Below are 20,877 nucleotides of genomic sequence, written 5' to 3' on the forward strand. Positions count from 1 at the left end.
GGTCCGTGCTGGAATGCACGACGGCGGCTGCTCCAGTTACGTTCATCACTCGCCGCGGCGTCTTGCGGGGTTTCGCTGATTCCGGGCCCCATACTTGTGGTGAGCGGCCGTTGCCGCGCCCCGGCCAGGCAGGAGGAAGTGCATGGAAACCCTGAAAAAAATCGTGACCAACCAGTATTTCCCGGCCGGTGCAGTACTTACGGCTGTCCTGCTCTTCTGGGCCGTGGGACTCTTGGGCGGGCTGTCCCTCCTGAACAACAACCAGCCGCCGCTGACGACGCTCACGTGGATGCTGTTTGTCTACATGGCCGCGGTGCTCACCCCTCTTGCCGGCGCAGCGGCCGCCGTCGACCTGGTCCGGCGCTGGCGGCGCAACCGCACAACTGAAGCAGCGGGCGCCATTGAAGCAGCGCGGGCATCGGATCAGGATGTCACAGCCGAAGAAGAATCCGCCGCCCAGCCTGTGCCGGCTCAGGACCAGCCAGGAGCGGATCGGACGGCACCCCGGAAACCGGTCCAGCAGAAGCCCGTCCAGAAGAAGCCCGGCTCCAAGAAGGCTGCCTAGCCGGACTGCCGTGCCAGTTCCACCCTGTTTCGCCCCGCGGCCTTAGCTGCGTACAGGGCCGCATCGGCCTCACCCAGCAGGGTAACCGTATCCACTGGGTGCTCCGCGGTGAATGCGGAGAGCCCAGCACTGAGCCGCAGCTGGCCGGTAGGATCGCCGGCGTGCGCGATTGCCAGGCCCCGTACAGCATCCAGGGCCCGTTCCATCAGTGCCTTCGCGCCGGATACCGACTGCCGGGGCAGTACCAGCAGGAACTCCTCCCCGCCGAAGCGGTACACGCCGTCGCTTTTCCGGACGGAGCTGAGCAACGCTTCCGCCACAGCCCGCAGGGCCTGGTCTCCTGCGGGGTGGCCATAGAGGTCGTTGTAGGTCTTGAAGTTGTCCACGTCGCACATGGCCAGGCTGTACTTTTCCCCGTACCGAACGCTCCGCTGGTGGAGCTGCTCCAGATCCTCCGAGAGCTTCAGCCGGTTGTGCAGCCCTGTCAGCGGGTCTGTGCGCGCCTGCCGGGCCAGGACCCTGCGGTAGTGCGCCAGGTCCGCGTGGAGGGTGGTGACACGCAGCGCCACCAGCAGCCGGGCCTGCAGCACGAAGGGGTCCAACGGCTTGGTGACGTAATCGTCGGCCCCGGCCTTGAGCCCGGCCAGTATGTCCTCGCGGGACCCCTGCGACGTGAGCAGGACGACGTAGGTGTAAAGGTCCTCCTCCCGCTCCCGGATGGCCCGGCACAAGGCCATCCCGTCCATTCCCGGCATCACCCTGTCCGTTACCACCACATCGGGTTGGTGCTCCAGGTAGAGGGCCCAGGCCTGGTCGCCGTCGGCTGCTGCCAGGCAGTCGTGCCCGGAGCGCTCGACGGCGGCCCTTGCCACCATCAGCGACCCTGGATCGTCGTCAGCTACCAGCACCTTCACGTGGCCTCCTTTAACGCCGTGTCGAGTCCTGCGTCCAGCAGCCGCAGTTCAGCCTCGAGACGGCGGACCAGTCCCGGGCCGTCGCCGTCCCGTGCGCTGCGCCCCATCCGCTCCAGCTCTGCACAGGTCCCCGCTACTTGCGCCGCCCCGATATTGGCTGCCGCCCCCTTGAGCGCGTGCGCCGCCCTGGCAAGGGCGGGCCAATCGGCGTCGTTCACTGCTGCACGCAGCGCCGCGAGGCGTCCGGGGAGCTCCCGCCTGAACGCGGCCACCGCCGCGGGCAGCAGTCCCAGGCCGTCGCCGGGCCCCAGGTCCCGCAGGATCGCAAGCCTGTCCCGGTCCAGAATCGGCGGGCCTACGGGATCGGCAGGAGCCCGGACCCCGGTGACGGCAAGCGGGCGCTGGACAGCCTGGGGGACGCGCTGGGGCTCAGGTTCCGGAACCCAGCGGGCCAGCGTGGCTTCCAGGGCTGCGGCATCCACGGGCTTTGCCAGGTAGTCGTCCATGCCGGCTGCCAGGCAGCGTTCCCGGTCGCCGTCCAGCGCCCCCGCCGTCATGGCAATGATCGGCAGGCGGGTATGGGTGCCGGCCCTGCCCCGGATCTGCCGCGTGGCCTCGAAACCGTCCATCACCGGCATGTGGCAGTCCATCAGAACGGCTGAGTACCTGGACTCCGCGGTGGCGGTGAGGGCCTCTGCGCCGTTGGACACCACGTCCACGGCATAGCCGAGTCCGCTGACCGTTGCGCGGGCCACCAGTTGGTTGACCTCGTTGTCCTCCACCACCAGGATGCGCCCCTTCGATGGCCCGTCCGTCACCGGCGCCGGCGGTACTGAACCGGCGGCCGGAACGGAGGGCTCGTGCGTGGATATGAGGCGGACCAGCCGGTTGTAGAACTCGGAACTTCGGACCGGCTTCATGAGCCATTCGCGCACGCCCGCATCCGTGATCTCGGCCGCGTTGACCTGCATGGTGGACGTGAGCATTATCAGTTCGATATCCGCCAGGGCGGCTTCGCCTTTCAGGCGCCGCGCCAGCTCCAGCCCGTCCATGCCCGGCATGCACAAGTCCAGGACTGCCAGGTGGAACGGTTCTCCGGCGGCGTGTGCCTCGCGGGCACGTACCAGCGCTGAGGCAGCATCGGGGAACGCTTCCGGCTGCAGCTGCCAGCCGCGCAACTGGGACTCGAGGACCAGCCTGTTGGTGGCGTTGTCATCCACCACCAAAACCCGCAGGCCGCTCAGGAAACCGGCTGCCGGAACCGGGTCGGTGGACGGCGGGGCAACCGGCAGGGGCAGCCGGAACCGGAAGGTGCTGCCCTTCCCCGGAGCACTCTCAACGGAAATCTCGCCATCCATCGCATCGGCCAGGCGGCGGCAGATGGCGAGGCCCAGTCCGGTACCGCCATATCTCCGGGTGGTGGAGGCATCGGCCTGGGAGAACGACTGGAAAAGCCTGCCATGCTGGGAAGGGTGGATCCCGATGCCGGTGTCACGCACCTCGAAGCACGCCATGGCGGTGCTTCCGGGTGCCGCTCCGGGGCTCTCCGTTGTAACCCTTATGGACACCTCGCCTGACGCCGTGAATTTAACCGCGTTGGAGGCAAGATTCAGGAGGACCTGCCGGATCCGGCCGGAGTCACCCACCAGCCGTACCGGGACGTCCGGCTCGCAGTAGGCGATCAGCTCCAGGCTCTTGGCCTGTGCCGGTTCCGCCAGGAGCCCGGCCACCTCCTCCACCAACGTGCGCGGATCAAAGGGACGCGCCTCCAAATCAACCTTGCCGGCCTCCAGCTTGGAGAAATCGAGGATGTCGTTGATCAGGGCCAGCAGTGCCTCTCCGGCGCTTTTGACACCTTCCGCATACTGCTTCTGGGTCGGGTCCAGCGGGGTTTCCAGCAACAGGGCCGTCAGGCCCACCACCCCGTTCATGGGGGTGCGGATTTCATGGCTCATGGTGGCCAGGAACTCCGACTTCAGCCGGCTGGACTCCATCGCCGCCTCACGGGCCGCTTCCAGTTCCCTGGTCCGGACGGCCACTTCATCCTCCAGCCCGGTGGTGAGGGTGATGTTCTCAAAAATAATCAGAACCTGCCGGACCATGACAAACACCAGCACGGCAGCGCCTACCACCAGCAGGAACGGCTCAAGTTCGTCCATGTGGGGCCCCGCGAACAGCACCACCGCCATGAGGAGCGGGACGTACGGCAGCAACTCCAGGGCCAGGGTGTAGCCAGCCCGGTCCGTCCCCGAGCTTTCCTCGTACGGAGCCAGCGGGGCCAAGGCAATCAGGAGGAAGGCGATGATCCATCCCAGGGCCAGGGGCGACCCGGTGGTGCCGGTAACGCCGTCGAACGTCATCCGCACGTAGACGCTGTCCGTCACGGCCAGAACCAGCAGGCCGCCGCCCAGGAACAGCCATGGCCGCCGCTCGCCCGGCTGGCGCCGCATGGCAAGGACCAGGACCAGGGACGTAATCACCAGATCCGCCACGGGGTAGGCCATCCCGGTGAGCCGCGCCAGCGGATCGCCCTCGGCCTCGAAGGCCTGCCCAAGCACCATGTACCAGCTGACCACCAGGACAGAACCGGCAATCACGGCAGCATCCATGACCGCCCGGTACAGCGCCACCGCATGGTTGCCGTTGCGCCTCTTAAACGCAAAGAGGGCGGCGACCGCGGGCACCGAGTAGCCGATGAACAGGGCATCCGCCAGGGAGGGGAACGGATATACGTGGTTGTTCGCGAGGCCGTAGAAGGCGTAGAGGGCCATCCCGGCGGCCCACATAAAGGCAGCGACAGCTACAAAGGCCCAGGCCCTGGCATTGACGCCCCCTCGCAGCGCAGCACGCGTGCAGCTTGCTCCGGCAAGCAAGGAAGCTGCCAGGATCAGGAAGTCACCCGTCACGAGGGCGGCCGGAGACCCGCTGTTTACGGCAAGGAACAGTCCGAGCACAGCCAAGGCCGCGCCCGTGGACACAGCCGGCCACTTTAGCGGCGCCGTGTTGCTGCCGCCGGCGGACCGACCCTCCAGGAGACCAGTCTGAGACACGCGGAACCTCCCCTACGTGCGCCTGTACTCCGAAGCCGTTACCGCTGAGGAACCGTAATCGGAGCCCACCCGAGACCTGGGCGGAGGCGCCCTTCCATGCTATCCCCCTCAGGCGGAAGGCGCCCCCTCCCGGGCGGCGCTACCGCTCCTTGAGGGCATGGAGCACTTCCTCCGCACGCTGCAACGCCTGGTCCAGCCGCCGGCCGGGCTGCGGGAGCGAGAACAGGTAGCCCTGGAGCGTGTCGCATTCCAGTGCCGTGAGGTAGTCCGCCTGCGCTGCCGTTTCCACACCTTCCGCCGTGACCGTCAGGCCAAGGCTGTGGGCCATGTTGATCATGGAGCTGAGGATGGGGAGCCGTTCGTTGCCGGTGTGCACCATGGATACGAACGTCTTGTCGATCTTCACCGTGTCCACCGGCAGGTCCTGAAGCCTGCCCAGCGAGGAATAGCCGGTGCCGAAGTCGTCCAGGGCAACCCTGGCGCCCGCGTCCCGCAGGGTGCTGAGCTGTTTGATCAGGGTGCAGTCGGCGTCGAAGAACACGCTCTCGGTGACCTCCAGGACCAGCTGGTAGGCGGCTACGCCCTTGGTCTCCGCGAGCCCCAAGACGGTTTGCGCGAAATCCGGGTCCTGCAGCTGGACACCGGAGACGTTCACGGCGAGCGACCGGGACGGGTCCCGGCTGAGCCAGGGCGCCAGCTCCGCCATGCCGCGTGCCATCACTTCGGCACCGATCTCGTTGATCAGTCCCGTGCGTTCTGCCAGCGGGATGAAGACCGACGGCGGGACCCGGCTGCCGTCGCTGTCCCACCTCGCCAGTGCCTCCAACGTGACCACCTGCCCCATGCGGTGGGAAACGATGGGCTGGAAATCCACCGAGATCTCGCTCCGGGCCACGGCAAGCTGCAGCCCGCCCTCCATGTAGGTCCGTTGCACCAGGGCCGTCATCATCTCCGGGTGGAAGCGCAGGAACCGGTTCTTGCCGGCGGCCTTGGCCGCGTACATGGCAATGTCGGCCTGGCGCAGGAGCTCGGAGGCGCCCACATTGTCCCGGGCCAGGGAGGCGAGCCCCAGGCTGAGGCTTGGCCGCAGGACCGTGCCCTGGATGGTGACCGGGACGTTCAGGCACCGGACGATGCATTCGGCAATGGCGTCGGCGTCCGGGCAGGCGGTCAGGAGCACAACGAATTCGTCACCGCCCAGCCTGGCCACCACGTCCGCAGTCGGGACACAGCCGGCGAGCCGGCGGGCCACCTCCGTCAGCATGTCATCCCCGGCCTGGTGGCCGAGGATGTCATTGACTTCCTTGAAGTCGTCCAGGTCCAGGAGCAGGACGTCGACGGTCTTCAGCCGCGGCTCCTTAAGCGCATCCGCCAGTGCGTCATTGAAAACTGCCCTGTTGGCCAGCCCCGTGAGCGGGTCCTGGAACGCCATCGCGCGCAGCTTCTCCGTCTGCGCCGCCAAGTCCATCATGGCCTGGCGGGCCTGCTCCTCGGCCTTCCGCCGCGGCGTTACATCCCGGAAGCTCCACACCCTGCCCACCACTTCGTCCCCCACGCGCTGGGGGCGGGAATACCGCTCCAGGGTCCGGCCGTCCTTGAATTCCAGGATGTCATGGCTTTCCGCGGCCGGGTCCGCTTCGAGCTCCGCCATCCGGGCCATGAACGCATCCGGGTCGACGAGCTGGGCGAGAATGAGCTGCAGGATGCGCTCTTCGCTGCCACTCTGGAAAAGCTCCGCAGGCATTCCCCACATGGTAAGGAACTGGTCATTGAACCCGGCGACGCTGCCGTAGGAATTGATGACCAGGATGCCATCCGCGGTTGACTCCAGCGTGGCGGTCAGCAGGGACATCGCCTCCCGCAGGTCGGCGTCCGCGTCCTGGCGGTGGGAAGTACCCCGGACGGACAGCAGCAGTAGCGGCCCGGCGGGGACGCCGTCGTCGGATCCCGGCATCAGGGAACCCGCCGCTTCAGCGGGGAACTCCGTCCCGTCCCCGCGCACTCCGTAGATTTCGCGGGGCGGGAGATGCTCCTCGGGCCCGGCAAGGAGCCTGGCGAAAAGCTGTTCCACCTCGCCGCGGAAGCCCTCGGCCAGGAGCATCCTGTGGTCCCGCCCGGCCAGGTCCCTGCTGAAGTACCCGAACATCCTCCCTGCGGCGGCGTTGGCCATTGCGATGCTGCCATCGGCCGCGATGGCCAAGAGAGCGTCCGGGCTGGCGTCCAGGACTGTGCCGAACATTTGTGCTGCCGGATTTTTCCTGTGGTTCCAGTCATCAATCATTGCGCCACCCCCCCGCACATCATAAAGCGCGAATGCTGAATTGGTGACGGAACAGCAGGAACTGGTTACCGGCTGCCGGGCGCCCTGTGTGCGTGCGGCCCGGTTGCCAGGTCCCACCGGGAACACAAATAGCGCCGCCCTTTGGAGGGGCGGCGCCATTTTCTTGTTGAGGAATATGTGGGTTGCTACACCCGGCGGCCACTGCGGTTGGCAACCGCACCGTAAACCAGGAGCACGATGACTGAACCAAGAATGGCCAGCAGCCAGGTGCGGAGATCGAAGAATTCAGCCAGTCCGCCGCCGAAAATCAGCGAGCCGATCCAGCCGCCCAAAAGGGCACCGACAACGCCGAGAACCAGGGTAACCACCCAGCCTCCGCCTTGGCGGCCAGGCAAGATGGCCTTTGCAATGGCGCCGGCGATCAGGCCCAAAATGAGAAATCCGAGAATACCCATGTTGCCACTCCTTAATCAGTAAGTTGTGCCGGGCCCCCATTTCCGGTTCCATAATTCAATCAGTGTGCTTACTGCTCTGCAAGAGTTTGATTGTCACGGGATGACTGTCAGTTTTCGCGCCTGGATAGGATTGGGTGTCCCCGCCACCAACCAAGGAGCTCCCGCATGTGCAGCCAGCAGACCGTCCGGCCGCGTGCCGTGTTCCTCGATATCGACGGCACCTACGCGGACCATGGGCTGGCTCCGGAAGCCCATGTGGAGGCGGTCCGCACCGCCCGCCGGCTGGGACACCTCGTCTTCGTGTGCACCGGCCGGCCGCTGTCCATGGTCCCAGCCCACATCCTTGAGGCCGGTTTTGACGGGACCATTACCGGCGCCGGCGCCAGGGTGGAACTGGACGGCCAGGTCCTTAAGGACACGCGCTTCGACCAGGACCTGGCCGGGCGCATCGTTGATGCCCTGGATGCCCATGATGTGGCCTACATCCTGGAAGCCCCTGAATCCCTTCACGGGCGTACTGGCGTGGACCAGCGGCTGAGGGAGGTGCTTGGACCTATTTTCGCCGGCCGGCCGCAGCATGACGGAGTCCTGGGCACTGATGTGGATCCCCTTGAGGACATCCTGGGGCCCATGCAGTACAGCGATGACCTGCGTGCCACGTCCTACGCCAAGATCTCCTGTTTCGATTCAGATGTGCCGCTGAAGCAGCTGGTGGACCGGCTCGGTCCGCAGGTGGGTCTCATCCCCAGTTCCCTCTCCGCCCTGGGGGACCGTGCCGGGGAAATCTTCATGGCCGGGACCCACAAGGCGGTGGGCATCCAGGTGGTGGAGGAGCATCTGGGCCTTGACCGGGCGGACATCGTGGCAATCGGCGACAGCGCCAACGACATTGAAATGCTGGAGTACGCCGGGGTTGGGATCGCGGTGGAAGGCGGGCACCCTGCCGTGCTGGCCGTTGCCGACCGGTTAACGCCCGGCCCGGCCGGCAACGGCGTTGCCCTGGCCTTCGCCGAGCTGGGCCTGCTGGACTAAACCCGGGGGAGGGCCCCCTCCGCAGCCGGCACGTCGGAGCCCCTGGTGCCCAGGCCGCGCACTACCCAGCCGTGGGCCTGCCAGTCCGTCGCGTCCAGGACGTTGCGCGCGTCCAGCACCACCCGCCGTCGTACGGCCGCACCCGCAGTGGCGGGGGACAGCCGCCGGTATTCATCCCACTCCGTCAGCAGCAGGACCAGCTCGGCGCCTTCGAGCGCCCGCCTGGCGGCGGCTTCGAACCGCAGGCGCGGGTACCGCAGCCAGGCGTGGTTCACCGCCTTGGGATCCGTGACGGTGACGTGCGCCCCGGCCGCGGCGAGCCGGTCGGCAACGTCCAGGGCGGGCGAGTCCCGGATGTCGTCGGTATCGGGTTTGAAGGACGCGCCCAGCACGGTAATGGAGCGGCCGGCGACGCTGCCGCCGCAGAGTTCGGCGGCCAGGCGTACCGTCCGTTCGCGCTGGCCCAGGTTGACCGAATCCACCAGGCGCATCCAGTCGTCAACGGCGGTGACGCCGAGGTCTGATGCCTGGGCCCGGAAGCTGCGGATGTCCTTGGGCAGGCAGCCGCCGCCAAATCCGAGTCCGGCGTGCAGGTACCGTCCTCCGATGCGCGGGTCCATGCCCATCGCCTCGCTGAGTTCCGCCACGTCCGCGCCAGAGGCGTCGCATAGTTCGGACACCGCATTGATGAAGCTGATCTTGGTGGCCAGGTAGGCGTTGGCTGCCGACTTGATGAGCTCTGCAGTGGCAAAGTTGCAGACCAGGCGGGGAATGCCTGCCCGGAGAAGCGGTTCGTAGACCGTGTCCAAGGCGGCCGTCACCCCGAGCGGTGCGCCGGTGCCGGGGTGGAAGGCAGCTGCGCGCCCGCCGTCAACCCCGTACACCAGCCGGTCCGGCACCAGCGAGTCCTTCACCGCGGTCCCTTGCCGGAGGAACTCCGGGTTCCATGCCAGCACGACGTCCGGCCGGGGGGCCAGCACGCCGCGGAGCATCTCCACCGTGCCAACGGGAACGGTGGATTTGCCGACGACGACGGCGCCCGCCGCCAGGTGCGGCAGCAGGGCTTCGATGGCGGAGACCAGGAAGGTGAGGTCCGCGGCGTCGGACGTTTTGTCCTGCGGTGTCCCCACGCACAGGAAATGCACCTGTGCGCCCTTCGCGGCGGCGGCGTTGGTGGAAAAGGTGAGCGTGCCGGTTTGCCGGCCGTCCCGGAGCAGTTCATCCAGGCCGGGTTCATGGAAGGGGGCGGCACCGCGCGCCAGCTGTTCCACTTTGCCGGGATCGACGTCGATCCCCACCACGGTGTGGCCCATGGAAGCGAGGGTTGCCGCGTGCACGGCGCCCAGGTAACCGCATCCAATCACGGAGATTTTCACAATGCTGCTCCTTCGGTGCTGCCTGAGCCCAGGGAAACCGGGATTCCGGCGATGACGTCTTCGTAGTGGCGCACCAGCTCGGCGCACAGTGCAGGCCAGGTCCTGTCCTGCACGGAGGCATGCGCTGCGGCGGCGAAGGCGCGGCGCTTGGCGTCGTCGCCCATCAGGTCGAGCACTTGGCTCCGCATGGCGGACAGGTCACCGGGTTCGTAGAGCCACCCCGTCCGCGAGTTCTCCACCAGGTCCAGCGGGCCCCCGCGGCCGGTGGCCACCACCGGCACGCCCGATGCCATGGCCTCCTGGATGGTCTGGCAGAACGTTTCGAACTCACCCGGGTGGACGAAGAGGTCGAAGGACGCCACGGCGCGTGCCAGCTCCCCGCCGCCCAGGAACCCGGTGAAGACCGCGTCCGGGAGCGCTTCCTGCAGCGCCGCACGCTGCGGCCCGTCGCCCACGATCACAAGCCTGGCGTTGGGGACGCCGGCAAGGGCAGCCAGGTCCTCCACCTGCTTCTCCATCGCGAGCCTGCCCACGTAGCCGATGATCCGCCTGCCGCCGGGAGCTACCTCGGCCCGCCAGCCGTCGTCGCGCTTTTCCGGTGAAAACCTGGCGGTGTCCACGCCGCGCCGCCACATCCGCACCCGTGGAATGCCGCGGCCGCGCAACTGGTTCAGCGCGAACGTTGACGGCGCCAGGGTACGGGAGGCGAGCAGATGGATGTTCTCCACCCGGTTCCACGCCCAGTTTTCCAGGAACGGAACCCCGTACCTTCCGGCGTAGCTGGGAACCTCGGTCTGGTAGATCGCCACGGTGGGGATGCCCAGCTGGTGGGCGGCCTGGACGGCACGCCAGCCCAGGACGAACGGCGAAGCCAGGTGGACGACGTCCGGTGCGTAGTCGGCAAGGATTCGCTTGACCCGGTACACACCGCCCATCGCCACCCGGACGTTTGTGTAGCCGGCCAGCGGAACCGCCGGCAGCCGGTGGATCTCGGCACCCTTGACGCGGTCCGGCGCTTCTGCGTCCTGCGCGGAGGGCGCGATGACCAGGACGTCGTCGCCCCGGTCCTGGAGATGGTCCAGCACCCTCAGGATGGAATGGGTGACCCCGTTCATCAGTGGCAGGAATGATTCAGCAACAATTGCGATCCTCACCCCTCCACGATGGGCCGGGGGCTTGAAATGGCGGGGGAGAAAGCGTTACCCGCAGGAAAAGGCTGGGTGAACAGGAACCGCCGTGTTTCGAAAAAATTACTAAGTAGGCTTCCCTTTTGATGCTAAGCATGCTTACGGTATGGGGGCAGCTAACGCGAAGCCTCAAGCAGTCGGGGCGGAGGCCGCGCCACGGGAACGCCGTGCCGGTACATCCACTGGTTAGCCAAGCCCAGCGCAACGACACATCCAAGGAGACGTCATGCTCAACCGGGAAAACATTGAAAACCTGCTCACCAAGGGCGGCAACGTTATCGGCTCCGATGGCGAGAAGATCGGCTCTATCGGCCAGCTCTACGCGGACGACGACACCGGCGAGCCCACATGGGTTACCGTCAAGACCGGCCTTTTTGGCACGTCACAGTCCTTCGTTCCCGTCGAGGGTGCGCACAGCCAAGGCGACGACCTGGTGGTGCCCTACAGCAAGGAGCACGTCAAGGACGCCCCGCGGGTGGACGTGGACGGACACCTCACCCCTGAGGAAGAGGACCGCCTCTACACGTACTATGAGCGCGGTGCCCGGACCTACTCGGAGTCCCGGGACGATGTGGACCTGCAGGGCGATGCCGACCTGAATGCAGGCACTCCCACGGCTGGTATCGATTCGGACCGCCGCACTGACGGCGGCACCGTGGGACACGACACCTCCGGCCCCACCACGGATGACGCCATGACGCGCTCCGAGGAGAAGCTCCACGTTGGCACCGAGCGTGAAGCTACCAGCCGCGCCCGCCTGCGGAAGTACGTCACTACGGAAAACGTCACCAAGACCGTCCCCGTGCAGCGCGAGGAAGTTCGCCTGGAGCGCGAACCCATCACCGACGCCAACCGCGGGGCAGCCCTCAACGGGCCGGACATCAGCGAAGAGGAGCATGAGGTCACCCTCCACGAGGAGCGGCCCGTAGTCCAGAAGGAAGCCGTTCCGGTGGAGCGGGTCCGCCTTGACAAGGACGTTGTCCAGGACGACGTGACGGTCAATGAGGAAGTCCGCAAGGAGCACATCGACGCTGAGGGCGTGGCTCGGGACGGGCGCCGCTAGCCCCAGGCAGTGCAGAGGCTGAAGCGCCGCTGAACGGACCGGCGCAAAGGCACAAGCGCAGCGCGCCAAGGCACACGCGCAGTCAACGACGCCGGGAGTCCTATTTGGGGGCTCCCGGCGTCGTTTCTGCATGCCGAACTGGTTAAAACGCTGGTGCAGCCTCCGCTCGGGGCGGCGACTGCACCAGCCAGTAGGACGAATATCTTCAGAACTTAGGTTCTTCTTTCATTCGCGGCTCCTGTTTCCCGGCTTACGGATTCCGGGTTATGTCCTGCTGGCCGAGTTCCTCGAGAACAGCCAGCCGGCAACAATCATCACTGCGCCCAGTGCCAGGTGGGTCCAGTTGTCCATCATGTTCAGTGACAGGAAGTTCGCCGCTGAATCCACTCCGACAATCAGGCCGTAGACGGCAAGGACGATGTACAGTGCGCCTGCTCCCAGGAGGAAGTTCCGTGCCCCATGTTCGGTGCGGGACATTGCCCAGCCGGTTGCGCCGATGGCCAACTGCACGATGTTGAGCAGCATGGACACCTGGAACAGTCCAAGGAACATGGCGTGTGACGCCGGTCCGAGGAACATCAGTTCGCTGTATTGGGTGGTGACGCCGGGGATGAACCCCAGGATACCCACCAGCATCAAAACAATTCCCACTCCCATGCCCGCGTTTTGGACGTCTGCCCGGCCAAAGTGAACACCGTGTGCATGTGGGGATGCGGTAGTCATTTTCTCCTCCAATCCACTCGTTGTGGACAGTTAAATCTTACGGCGGACGCCTGCGAAAAGCGCCGGTGCGGACGCCCCTGAAGTTTCCTCATGATCAGGCGGCTAAGCCTGTCGTTGCCGCCTTGGATGGGCTGGCCGTGACACCATGGGGCACGATGAAACTGCGTGCTGACCAGACCGGAGACCGTGGCCTTCCCATGCCCTTGTGGCTGCAGGGTGCCCTTGAAACGGCACAGGCAGCCATCATTTCCGCGCTGGTTGTGATCGCCCCGATCATCGCCGTCTGGGCAACCGCCGGTTTCCATGACAGTGCCTTCGACGTCCTGGCCCGGCTGGCCGGGCAGTCCTGGCTGCTGCTCCACGGGGTGCCGCTGGAGCTCACCGCCGCGGGTCCCAACGCCGCGGCCAACGGGAAATCCGGGGTCCTTTCGCTCATCCCCTTGGGCCTGACCCTGCTGCCTTTCCTCCTGGCCTGGCGGGCCGGGCGACGGCTGGCCCGCGCCTCCTATACGGACCAGCTCTGGCAGGCCCTGCTCGGTTCATGGGTTGTTTACGCCGCCTTCGGAACAGCCACCGGCTTTGTCTGCCGCACGCCTGACGTCCTCATCAACCCTTGGCACGCCATGCTCATACCCCTTATTCCCTACGCGTTCGGCATGGTGGTCGGCGCGCGTCGCGAGGCCGGGTCCTGGAGCCGGCTGATCGGCGTCGACGCAGTCGACTGGATCTCGCGCAGCAGCCAGCATTCGCGGTGGGCCGGCTCCTATCTCGGTTCCGCCGCGAAGGCAGGGTTCGTTGCAGCTGTTTCGGCGCTTGCCATGGCCGCGGCGCTGCTGGCCGTTGACCTGTTCATTCACTGGAACCTCGTGGTCGCTGTCTATGAAGCGCTCGACGCCGGCGCAGTCGGAGGTGCGGCCCTGACCATCGCGCAGCTTGGGTTCCTGCCCAACCTCGCGGTCTTTGCCCTGGCCTGGACGTCCGGGGCAGGCTTTGCCATGGGCGCCGGTTCCCACGTGGGCCCGCTGGGTACCGCCGTCGGGCCGCTGCCGTCCATCCCGGTGCTGGCTGCCCTTCCCTCCGGGCCTTTGGACTACGCCTTTGTAGCCCTGATCGTCCCGGTGCTGGCCGGGGTCCTGGCCGGCTGGTGGTTCCTCCGCGAAGGCGAAAACCACTTTGACGAATGGCTGGCCATCAAGATCCGCCTGCGCTGGTTCACGGCCAGCCTTTCTACCCTGGTGCTCGGGGTGCTGACCGGCCTGGCCGCCGGGCTGCTGGCTTTTGGGCTGGCCTGGCTGGCCCGCGGATCAGCCGGAATCGGACGCCTGACGGACATCGGCCCTGACCCGTTCTGGACGGGAGTCTGGCTGGCTGCGGAGGTGGGTGCCGGCGTCGTTATCGGTTACGCGGCCGGGCCGTGGCTGGAACGTGAGCACGCGTCAAAGGACCAGGAAGCGCAGCTGGTTTCCTAGGCTTATTGCCGCTGCTGGCGCGGCTAGGGGATCTGCCGGGGCAGTGAATCCTGCAGCTGGATGCGGCATGCGGACTGGGCCTTGTCCGTGAGCGCACGGCCAACACATGCCTGGTATTCGCGGACTTCATCGAAGAACACTGCCGTGACAAGGATGAGCAGCACCATGACTGCGGACACCACCAGGCCGGAGATGGTGCCCACCAGGACCAGTCTGGATTCCTTCAAGCGCGCCGCCCGCACCAGCAGGACGATTCCCAAAGTGATGCTGGCAGCCGTCAGGACGCCCGTCAGCCACAGGTAGGTTACGTCCAGCTGGTAGACGAAGAAGGCGCCCAGCACCGAGACGACGAACATCCGGAACAGGGTGTGGGTCTTGGCGAGCGAGGCTTTGGCCGCCTCGCTGAGCCGCGGTTTGGTCCGCTGCTGCCCAGCCGGTCCCGGTGTGGTGTTCATGTTTTCCAGCCTACGCGAGGCTGCCCATAAGCTAGAGCCATGCGCATCGTAGTCCTCGTTTCCGGTACCGGGTCCAACCTCCAGGCTGTCATCGACGCAGCCAAGGCTGGGGAACTGGACGTGGAAATCGCTGCCGTGGGAGCCGATCGCCCGGGCACGTACGGGGTGGAACGGTCCGCTGCCGCCGGGATCCCCACGTTTGTGGTGGACTTCAAGGCGTACCCGGACCGGGCGCACTGGGATGCCGCGCTGACGGAGGCCGTTGCAAGGTTTGAGCCGGACGTGGTGGTCTCCTCGGGGTTCATGCGGATCGTCAGCCCGGAGTTCATCGAGGCTTTCAATGGCCGGTACCTCAACACGCACCCCGCGCTGCTCCCTGCCTTCCCGGGTGCCCATGGCGTGCGGGACGCGCTGGCCTACGGCGTCAAGGTCACCGGCTGCACGGTGCACTGGGCCGACGCCGGCGTGGACACCGGCCCCATCATTGCCCAGGAAGCCGTGGCCATCGAGGAGTCGGACACGGAGGAGACCCTGCACGAGCGCATCAAGGTGGTGGAACGCCGGCTCTTGGTGTCCACACTGGCCTCCCTGGCCGCGGCCCACCCCTAACCCCTCCTCCCCACCCAACTAGGTAGCGCTAAGTGTCGTTATGAGCGCTCATAACGACACTTAGCGCTACCTAGTTGGGCATGGGCGGGCTGGCCTGTGGATAACCACTGCGGCATCCCGCCCCGCCTGCCACGATGGGCGGATGAAGGCACCGAGTCAATTACCCGACCAGTTGGCGTCCCTCCCTTTTACTTTCCAGGAAGCGGTCGACGCCGGAATCAGCCGCCGGCGGCTGCGTCACCCTGGTCTGCTCTGGCCAAGCCGGGGAGTCCGGGTACCGGACGGGGACGATGCATCACACCTCGCCCCCCGCATCCGTCCCTACACCTTGGTGACGGAGTTTGCCGCCGCTTCGCACGCGTCGGCCTTTCTCCTGTGGGAGTTTCCGGGTTTCCTCCCGGGCAGTGATCAGCCTCTGCTTCACATCTCGCGGCCTGACACCGTTGCCATCATGCGCCGGCCCGGAGTGAAGGGACACCGCGGGCAGTTCTTCGCGGACGAGATCGAAAATCTTGCCGGACTGCTGGTCACTTCGCGGGTGCGGACATGGTTGGACTGCGCCCGCAAGATGAGCATCGAGGAGCTGACCGTGGTTGCAGACCACTTGCTTCGCATTCCGCGGCCCGACTTCGAGGGCAGGTCAGAGCCCTATGCAACCCGGGAGGATCTCGAAGACATGCTTGACCGGCACAAGGGGACACCGGGTATCAGGAAGGCCCGGGTTGCCCTCGAGCGTGCACGGGTGGGGTCCGATTCCGCCCCGGAAACCAGGCTCCGGCTGGCCCTGGAGGACGCAAGCCTGCCCGAACCATTGCTGAACGTTCCCACGGAACTGGGAGCCGGCGTCGTCCGCCAACCTGACCTGAGTTATCCGGAACAGAAGGTGGCGGTGGAATACGACGGTGAGGTGCACTCGGAGGCAGCCCAGATCGTCCGGGACATTGCCCGTGAAGAGGACTTCGCCCGTGCAGGCTGGCTCCTTGTGAGGATTTCGAAGCGGCACATGGAGAGGGATGCCCGGCCGGCGGTGGCCAAAATCCGTTCAGCACTCCTGAGCCGGGGCTGGTATCCCAAGAATGAAACTAGGTAGCGCCAAGTGTCGTTACGAGGGTTCAAAACGACACTTGGCGCTACCTAGTTGGGAGGCCGGAGGGGTTACTCGAGGCGGCGCTGCTTGGTCTCGGGGGAGAAGAACGCCATCCAGAGCACGGCCAGCAGCACCAGCCCGCCAGCCAAAGCGAAGCTCGTGGCCAGGCCCAGTTCGGGCCAGAAGTAGTTGGCGAAGATCAAGGGCCCGAACCCGGCCCCCAGCCGTGAAAATGTGGAGGCCCAGCCGAAGCCGGTGCCGCGCAGCTCCGTGGGGTAGAGCTCGGAAACGTAGGCGTAGAGCACCGGGATGGCCACCTGCACCACGAACCCGAACACCAGAAGCCAGAACACGGCCGCCGTGGGGATGTCCACCACGATCGCCACGATCACCAGGGTCAGCGCGGACAGCGGGCCGGTGATGGCCAGAATCCACTTGCGGCCGACCCGCTCCACCAGCAGGGCCGCCACAATCACGCCCAAAAGCCCCACCGCCGCCATGGACGCCGTAGTGACAAACGCCTTGTACTCGGCAAAGCCGGCGCCGATGAGGATCCGCGGCATCCATGTCAGGGACAGGTAGTACACCAGCAGGATGCTGAAGAACAGTGACCAGGCCGCGGCCGTGATCTTCCAGTTGTACTGCCACACGAGCCGCAGCTGATGCCAGGCGCTGCCGGCCGACAACCGGGGCACCTCCTGGGCATCGGGCAGGCTGTAGGCACGGGCCTCTGCCCCGGTCGCGGCCACCAGGTCGTCTATGACTTTGGCTGCTTCCTCCCGCCTGCCCTTGCGGATCAGGAACAGCGGGGACTCCGGCACGCTGCGCCGGACCCAGAACACCAACAGAGCAGGCAGGACCATCACCAGCATGGTCAGCCGCCAGTCGCCGAAAACGGCTACCAGCGCGGCGGAGACGAAGCCCGCCAGGGCTGCGCCCACCGGCCACCAACCGTCCATTGCCGTCAAGACGCGCCCGCGCTGCTTCCGGGGAGTGAACTCACCCACCAGGGCATAGTCCACGGGGATACAGCCGCCCAGGCCGAAACCGGCCATGAACCGGAATACGCAGAACCAGATGAAGTCGGGGGAGAAAGCGCCCAGGACGGTAAAGAGCGAAAAGATCAGCAGCGTGGCCGTGAAGGCCTTCTTGCGCCCGATAGTGTCCGCGATGGTGCCCCACACGAACGCGCCCAGGGCCATGCCGATCAGGTTCGACGTGCCCACCCACGCCACTTCACCCGGGGTGAGGGCCCAGTGGGTTGAGAGCAACGGGATGAGGATGCCGTTCAGCGTCACGTCCCAGGCATCGAACATGAAGCCGAGGCCGCCGATCAAAAAGATCCTGCCTTGGACTTTCCATCGCCAGGGCAGTTCCTGGACCACCTGTTCCCCGCTCGGCACAGTGGTGTAAGTGTTCATCGCAGCCTCCTGGGAAAACTCTAGCCGGGCGCACCGGCGTTCACACTCAGGCCGACTCGCGGGGCAATCTCCGCTTCGGGATAAACTGGGCCTATCCCCACCAACCGCGGCGTTGTTCCGCGAGATAAGACGGAGACATTTGTGAGCTTCACGCAGCATGAGCGCGTATCCATCGACCGTGTTCCCATCCGCCGGGCACTGATCTCGGTTTACGACAAGACCGGTCTGGAGGAGCTCGCCCAGGGCCTGCACGCAGCGGGGGTCAAGCTTGTATCCACCGGGTCCACCGCCAAGAAGATCGCCGCGGCGGGGATTCCCGTCCAGGAGGTCGAGGAGGTCACCGGTTCTCCGGAGATGCTGGACGGCCGGGTGAAAACGCTGCACCCGCGCGTCCACGGCGGCATCCTGGCTGACCGCCGTGTGGCAGCCCACATGGACACGCTCACCCAGATGGAGATCGAGCCCTTCGACCTGGTGGTGGTGAACCTCTACCCGTTCGTGGAGACCGTGAAGTCCGGCGCAGCCCAGGACGACGTCGTCGAACAGATCGACATCGGAGGCCCCGCCATGGTGCGCTCTGCTGCGAAGAACCATGCCGCCGTCGCTATTGTGGTGGACCCGTCCTTCTACGGCCAGGTGGTCACCGCAGCCGCTGAAGGCGGCTTTGATTTGAAGACACGACGGCGGCTGGCCGCCAAGGCGTTCGCCCACACCGCGTCCTACGACAACGCCGTGGCCACCTGGACCGCGAGCCAGTTCCTGGACGAGGACGGCGACGGCGTCATCGACTGGCCCGCCTACGCCGGTCTTTCGCTGGAGCGCTCCGAGGTGCTGCGCTACGGCGAAAACCCGCACCAGCAGGCTGCCCTGTACGTGGACAAGGCCGCGCCCGTGGGCATCGCCCAGGCCGACCAGCTGCACGGCAAGGCCATGAGCTACAACAACTTCGTTGACGCCGACGCCGCCCTCCGCGCCGCCTACGACTTCAGCGAACCGGCCGTGGCCATCATCAAGCACGCCAACCCGTGCGGCGTGGCCGTCGGTTCCGCAGATGCCGCCGACCCCATCGCCGATGCCCATGCCAAGGCCCACGCCTGTGATCCGGTTTCCGCGTTCGGCGGAGTGATCGCGGCCAACCGCCCGATCACCGCTGGAATGGCCAACACCGTCAAGGACATCTTCACCGAGGTGGTCATCGCCCCCGGCTTCGAACCGGAAGCCGTCGAGACCCTGTCCAGGAAGAAGAACATCCGCCTGCTTACCCTGCCGGAAGGCTACGGCCGCTACCCCACGGAGTTCCGCCAGGTCTCCGGCGGCATGCTGGTACAGGTGAGCGACAAGGTGGATGCCGACGGCGACAACCCCGCCAACTGGACCCTTGCCGCCGGGGAAGCTGCGGACGAGAAGACCCTCGCCGACCTCGCCTTCGCCTGGACTGCCTGCCGCGCCGCCAAGTCCAACGCCATCCTCCTTGCCTCGAACGGCGCCGCCGTCGGCATCGGCATGGGCCAGGTCAACCGCCTGGACTCCTGCCGCCTGGCCGTGGAGCGGGCCAACACGCTCGGCGTGGAGGTCGAGTCCGGCAGCGCCAGTGGGAGCGACGCACCCGGGGGTGCCACTAACGCCAGCGGCAGCGGTGCACCCCAGCGGGCCCGCGGCGCGGTGGCGGCTTCCGACGCATTCTTCCCGTTTGCCGACGGCCTGCAGATCCTGATCGACGCCGGCGTCCGCGCAGTGGTCCAGCCCGGCGGTTCCGTCCGGGACGAGGAAGTCATCGCGGCGGCCAACGCCGCAGGGATCACCATGTACTTCACCGGCGCCCGGCACTTCTTCCACTAAGCCCCACCCATTGCTCCGTAACTGCCGTTTTCGCATCCGATAGCGGCAGTTGCGGAGCAGTCGATGAGTTAACGACGACGGCGCCCGCCCCGCGAAGGGGACGGGCGCCGTCAGTATTTCCTGCTGTGTCAGTCAGAAGGCCCGGACTCCGGTTTACCGGTGTCCGCGTCCCCCTGCTTGAGACGCGGACCCTCTCCCGGAAGTCGCAGCTCCCGGGGCTTGGCTTCCGCCATCCGTTCCGCTGTCCAGTACTCGAGGACCGCCTCGTGCGTCTGGTTCAGCTCGGCGTGGCTGACGGAATCGGGGCGGGGAATGTCCTTAGGATGCTGATGCACTGGCGTAGGTCGCCTGGATGACATCTCCCCAGTACGGGCCGTACATGACAGCGGAGCGGTTGTAGCCGTAGCTGTTGACGGAGTTCTGGACACCGGCTGCATTGGTGCCGAACGGATCCGCGCCGATGAACCAGGGCCCGCCGGAGGAACCGCCGGTCATGTCGCAGCGGATTCCCTGGGTTCCAAACTGGGGGTTGATGGTATCTCGTGTTGCCGTGCCGGTGCAGCTCTTGAGGGTCTCGCCGTTGAAGGGGGCTGCCGCCGGGTAACCGAAGGACTTATAAGTGAGGCCGTACCCTTGGTTGAAGGCAACGCCGGACCCGCCCACTGCGGCAGTGAGCGTCTGGCCGTTCAGGGGCTGCATAACGGCGAAACCCGTGTCATAGGCCATGTCCCCGTCCCGGCTCCACGCGGTGGGCGAGTAGAGGGCCTTGGCAGTCCATCTGCCGTAGGGTGCCGCGCCGTTCTCATACGCAGGAACAAAGATGAAGTTGGTGGCGTCCGCCCCGGGCCCCTCATTCACGCAGTGACCGGCGGTGGCCACGGTGCTGCCGTTCGCGGAAGCCACGGCGTTGCCGGAGCAGACGTAGTTTGAGCCGCCCATGGTGAAGAACACCTTGCCGATGTGGCTGACCGGGGTCTCGCTCTGGGCGATGGTGGCTTTGCCCTTGGTGGCCTTAACCGTGGTGTCCTTGCCCTTCTCCACAACGTCGGTGCTTGAGCGGTTGCCCCGTTCCAGGGCTTTGCCGGCCAGGACATCACCGGGGACCGCGCTGCGCATCCGGTCAGCCGTCCAGTAATCTGCCACGCCGTTGGTGTCAAGGATCGCACTGGTCACGGAGGGATTCTTATTATCCTCGGTTGCAGTCGGTGCAGCGGCGGCCCCGCCGGCGGAGGTAAGTGCCAGAACGGCAGCAGCCGAGATGCTCAGGAGGCCGGAAGCCAGGGACCAGGTGCGTGTCATTGTTGTCCTGTCTGAACGTGGATAGCCCGGAAAGGGCCCAAAGTTACCCTGC

At 66.2% G+C, this 20,877-nt stretch carries 18 protein-coding genes; 7 read left to right on the top strand and 11 right to left on the bottom strand.

The genetic code is table 11. The features are described from left to right. Positions 1-142 precede the first annotated feature (142 nt). A complete protein-coding gene (locus tag Q9R30_RS18110) occupies positions 143-565 on the top strand; it encodes a hypothetical protein (RefSeq protein WP_311218459.1) in 423 nt (140 codons plus the stop codon). On the opposite strand, the gene Q9R30_RS18115 is transcribed toward Q9R30_RS18110, so the two are convergent. From Q9R30_RS18115 to Q9R30_RS18130, 4 genes are all read right to left on the bottom strand, one after another. Continuing rightward, on the bottom strand, positions 562-1,479 hold the full coding sequence (locus Q9R30_RS18115; RefSeq protein WP_311218460.1) for a diguanylate cyclase: 918 nt from the start codon (positions 1,477-1,479) through the stop codon (positions 562-564). The two genes, Q9R30_RS18110 and Q9R30_RS18115, sit on opposite strands and share 4 nt — an antisense overlap. After that, positions 1,476-4,529: a response regulator gene (locus Q9R30_RS18120; RefSeq protein ID WP_311218461.1), complete on the bottom strand. Its 3,054-nt coding sequence runs from the start codon at positions 4,527-4,529 to the stop codon at positions 1,476-1,478. The genes Q9R30_RS18115 and Q9R30_RS18120 overlap by 4 nt, the downstream gene beginning before the upstream one ends. A gap of 139 nt (positions 4,530-4,668) precedes the next feature. After that, positions 4,669-6,768 carry an EAL domain-containing protein gene (locus tag Q9R30_RS18125; RefSeq protein WP_311218462.1) on the bottom strand — a complete coding sequence of 700 codons (2,100 nt, stop codon included), beginning with the start codon at positions 6,766-6,768 and terminating at the stop codon, positions 4,669-4,671. A gap of 227 nt (positions 6,769-6,995) precedes the next feature. After that, positions 6,996-7,265: a GlsB/YeaQ/YmgE family stress response membrane protein gene (locus Q9R30_RS18130; protein ID WP_104997136.1), complete on the bottom strand. Its 270-nt coding sequence runs from the start codon at positions 7,263-7,265 to the stop codon at positions 6,996-6,998. 165 nt (positions 7,266-7,430) lie between these two features. On the opposite strand from Q9R30_RS18130, the gene Q9R30_RS18135 reads away from it, so the two are divergent. Then, positions 7,431-8,297, top strand: a complete 867-nt coding sequence (locus Q9R30_RS18135; RefSeq protein ID WP_104997137.1) for an HAD family hydrolase — start codon at positions 7,431-7,433, stop codon at positions 8,295-8,297. Here Q9R30_RS18135 and Q9R30_RS18140 read toward each other — a convergent pair. Together Q9R30_RS18140 and Q9R30_RS18145 are read right to left on the bottom strand one after the other, a co-directional pair. After that, on the bottom strand, positions 8,294-9,673 hold the full coding sequence (locus tag Q9R30_RS18140) for a UDP-glucose/GDP-mannose dehydrogenase family protein (RefSeq protein WP_311218463.1): 1,380 nt from the start codon (positions 9,671-9,673) through the stop codon (positions 8,294-8,296). The two genes, Q9R30_RS18135 and Q9R30_RS18140, sit on opposite strands and share 4 nt — an antisense overlap. After that, positions 9,670-10,827 (bottom strand): glycosyltransferase family 1 protein, encoded by a 1,158-nt coding sequence (locus tag Q9R30_RS18145; RefSeq protein ID WP_199775338.1) that lies wholly within the window; start codon positions 10,825-10,827, stop codon positions 9,670-9,672. Before Q9R30_RS18145 ends, Q9R30_RS18140 begins: the two co-directional genes overlap by 4 nt. A 259-nt stretch (positions 10,828-11,086) precedes the next feature. On the opposite strand from Q9R30_RS18145, the gene Q9R30_RS18150 reads away from it, so the two are divergent. After that, the gene (locus tag Q9R30_RS18150) at positions 11,087-11,923 is read left to right on the top strand and encodes a DUF2382 domain-containing protein (protein ID WP_104997139.1); all 837 of its coding nucleotides are present in this window, start codon (positions 11,087-11,089) and stop codon (positions 11,921-11,923) included. Between the two features lie 264 nt (positions 11,924-12,187). On the opposite strand, the gene Q9R30_RS18155 is transcribed toward Q9R30_RS18150, so the two are convergent. Then, positions 12,188-12,646: a DUF4383 domain-containing protein gene (locus tag Q9R30_RS18155; protein WP_104997140.1), complete on the bottom strand. Its 459-nt coding sequence runs from the start codon at positions 12,644-12,646 to the stop codon at positions 12,188-12,190. A gap of 155 nt (positions 12,647-12,801) precedes the next feature. Here Q9R30_RS18155 and Q9R30_RS18160 point away from each other — a divergent pair, with 155 nt between their 5' ends. Next, positions 12,802-14,115 carry a DUF6350 family protein gene (locus Q9R30_RS18160; protein WP_104997141.1) on the top strand — a complete coding sequence of 438 codons (1,314 nt, stop codon included), beginning with the start codon at positions 12,802-12,804 and terminating at the stop codon, positions 14,113-14,115. Between the two features lie 23 nt (positions 14,116-14,138). Here Q9R30_RS18160 and Q9R30_RS18165 read toward each other — a convergent pair whose 3' ends face one another. Further along, positions 14,139-14,570, bottom strand: coding sequence for a hypothetical protein (locus Q9R30_RS18165; protein ID WP_311218464.1), 432 nt, complete (start codon positions 14,568-14,570; stop codon positions 14,139-14,141). Between the two features lie 39 nt (positions 14,571-14,609). On the opposite strand from Q9R30_RS18165, the gene purN reads away from it, so the two are divergent. Together purN and Q9R30_RS18175 are read left to right on the top strand one after the other, a co-directional pair. Then, complete coding sequence (purN, locus tag Q9R30_RS18170) at positions 14,610-15,179, top strand: phosphoribosylglycinamide formyltransferase (RefSeq protein ID WP_104997143.1); 570 nt, start codon at positions 14,610-14,612, stop codon at positions 15,177-15,179. A gap of 451 nt (positions 15,180-15,630) precedes the next feature. Further along, positions 15,631-16,269, top strand: a complete 639-nt coding sequence (locus Q9R30_RS18175) for a hypothetical protein (RefSeq protein WP_311218465.1) — start codon at positions 15,631-15,633, stop codon at positions 16,267-16,269. Positions 16,270-16,334: 65 nt separating this feature from the next. On the opposite strand, the gene Q9R30_RS18180 is transcribed toward Q9R30_RS18175, so the two are convergent. Further along, positions 16,335-17,687, bottom strand: coding sequence for an MFS transporter (locus Q9R30_RS18180; protein ID WP_104997145.1), 1,353 nt, complete (start codon positions 17,685-17,687; stop codon positions 16,335-16,337). A gap of 141 nt (positions 17,688-17,828) precedes the next feature. On the opposite strand from Q9R30_RS18180, the gene purH reads away from it, so the two are divergent. Then, positions 17,829-19,526, top strand: a complete 1,698-nt coding sequence (gene purH / locus Q9R30_RS18185; RefSeq protein WP_311218466.1) for a bifunctional phosphoribosylaminoimidazolecarboxamide formyltransferase/IMP cyclohydrolase — start codon at positions 17,829-17,831, stop codon at positions 19,524-19,526. A 128-nt stretch (positions 19,527-19,654) separates the two neighbouring features. On the opposite strand, the gene Q9R30_RS18190 is transcribed toward purH, so the two are convergent. Both Q9R30_RS18190 and Q9R30_RS18195 read right to left on the bottom strand, forming a co-directional pair. Further along, complete coding sequence (locus Q9R30_RS18190; RefSeq protein WP_311218467.1) at positions 19,655-19,861, bottom strand: hypothetical protein; 207 nt, start codon at positions 19,859-19,861, stop codon at positions 19,655-19,657. Next, positions 19,845-20,825, bottom strand: coding sequence for a hypothetical protein (locus Q9R30_RS18195; RefSeq protein WP_311218468.1), 981 nt, complete (start codon positions 20,823-20,825; stop codon positions 19,845-19,847). Before Q9R30_RS18195 ends, Q9R30_RS18190 begins: the two co-directional genes overlap by 17 nt. Positions 20,826-20,877: the final 52 nt, after the last annotated feature.

Origin of the sequence: Arthrobacter sp. AB6 (genome assembly GCF_031844545.1) — a bacterium.
Taxonomy (GTDB): Bacteria; Actinomycetota; Actinomycetes; order Actinomycetales; family Micrococcaceae; genus Arthrobacter.

What these genes read in the sequence shown, in the direction of transcription:
- Q9R30_RS18125 (WP_311218462.1), bottom strand. Translation starts at nt 6,768, where the DNA reads ATGTTCGGCACAGTCCTGGACGCCAGCCCGGACGCTCTCTTGGCCATC.
- Q9R30_RS18180 (WP_104997145.1), bottom strand. Translation starts at nt 17,687, where the DNA reads ATGAACACTTACACCACTGTGCCGAGCGGGGAACAGGTGGTCCAGGAA.
- Q9R30_RS18135 (WP_104997137.1), top strand. Translation starts at nt 7,431, where the DNA reads ATGTGCAGCCAGCAGACCGTCCGGCCGCGTGCCGTGTTCCTCGATATC.
- purN (WP_104997143.1), top strand. Translation starts at nt 14,610, where the DNA reads ATGCGCATCGTAGTCCTCGTTTCCGGTACCGGGTCCAACCTCCAGGCT.
- Q9R30_RS18160 (WP_104997141.1), top strand. Translation starts at nt 12,802, where the DNA reads ATGAAACTGCGTGCTGACCAGACCGGAGACCGTGGCCTTCCCATGCCC.
- Q9R30_RS18130 (WP_104997136.1), bottom strand. Translation starts at nt 7,265, where the DNA reads ATGGGTATTCTCGGATTTCTCATTTTGGGCCTGATCGCCGGCGCCATT.
- Q9R30_RS18165 (WP_311218464.1), bottom strand. Translation starts at nt 14,570, where the DNA reads ATGAACACCACACCGGGACCGGCTGGGCAGCAGCGGACCAAACCGCGG.
- Q9R30_RS18110 (WP_311218459.1), top strand. Translation starts at nt 143, where the DNA reads ATGGAAACCCTGAAAAAAATCGTGACCAACCAGTATTTCCCGGCCGGT.
- Q9R30_RS18175 (WP_311218465.1), top strand. Translation starts at nt 15,631, where the DNA reads ATGCGCCGGCCCGGAGTGAAGGGACACCGCGGGCAGTTCTTCGCGGAC.
- Q9R30_RS18195 (WP_311218468.1), bottom strand. Translation starts at nt 20,825, where the DNA reads ATGACACGCACCTGGTCCCTGGCTTCCGGCCTCCTGAGCATCTCGGCT.
- Q9R30_RS18150 (WP_104997139.1), top strand. Translation starts at nt 11,087, where the DNA reads ATGCTCAACCGGGAAAACATTGAAAACCTGCTCACCAAGGGCGGCAAC.
- Q9R30_RS18155 (WP_104997140.1), bottom strand. Translation starts at nt 12,646, where the DNA reads ATGACTACCGCATCCCCACATGCACACGGTGTTCACTTTGGCCGGGCA.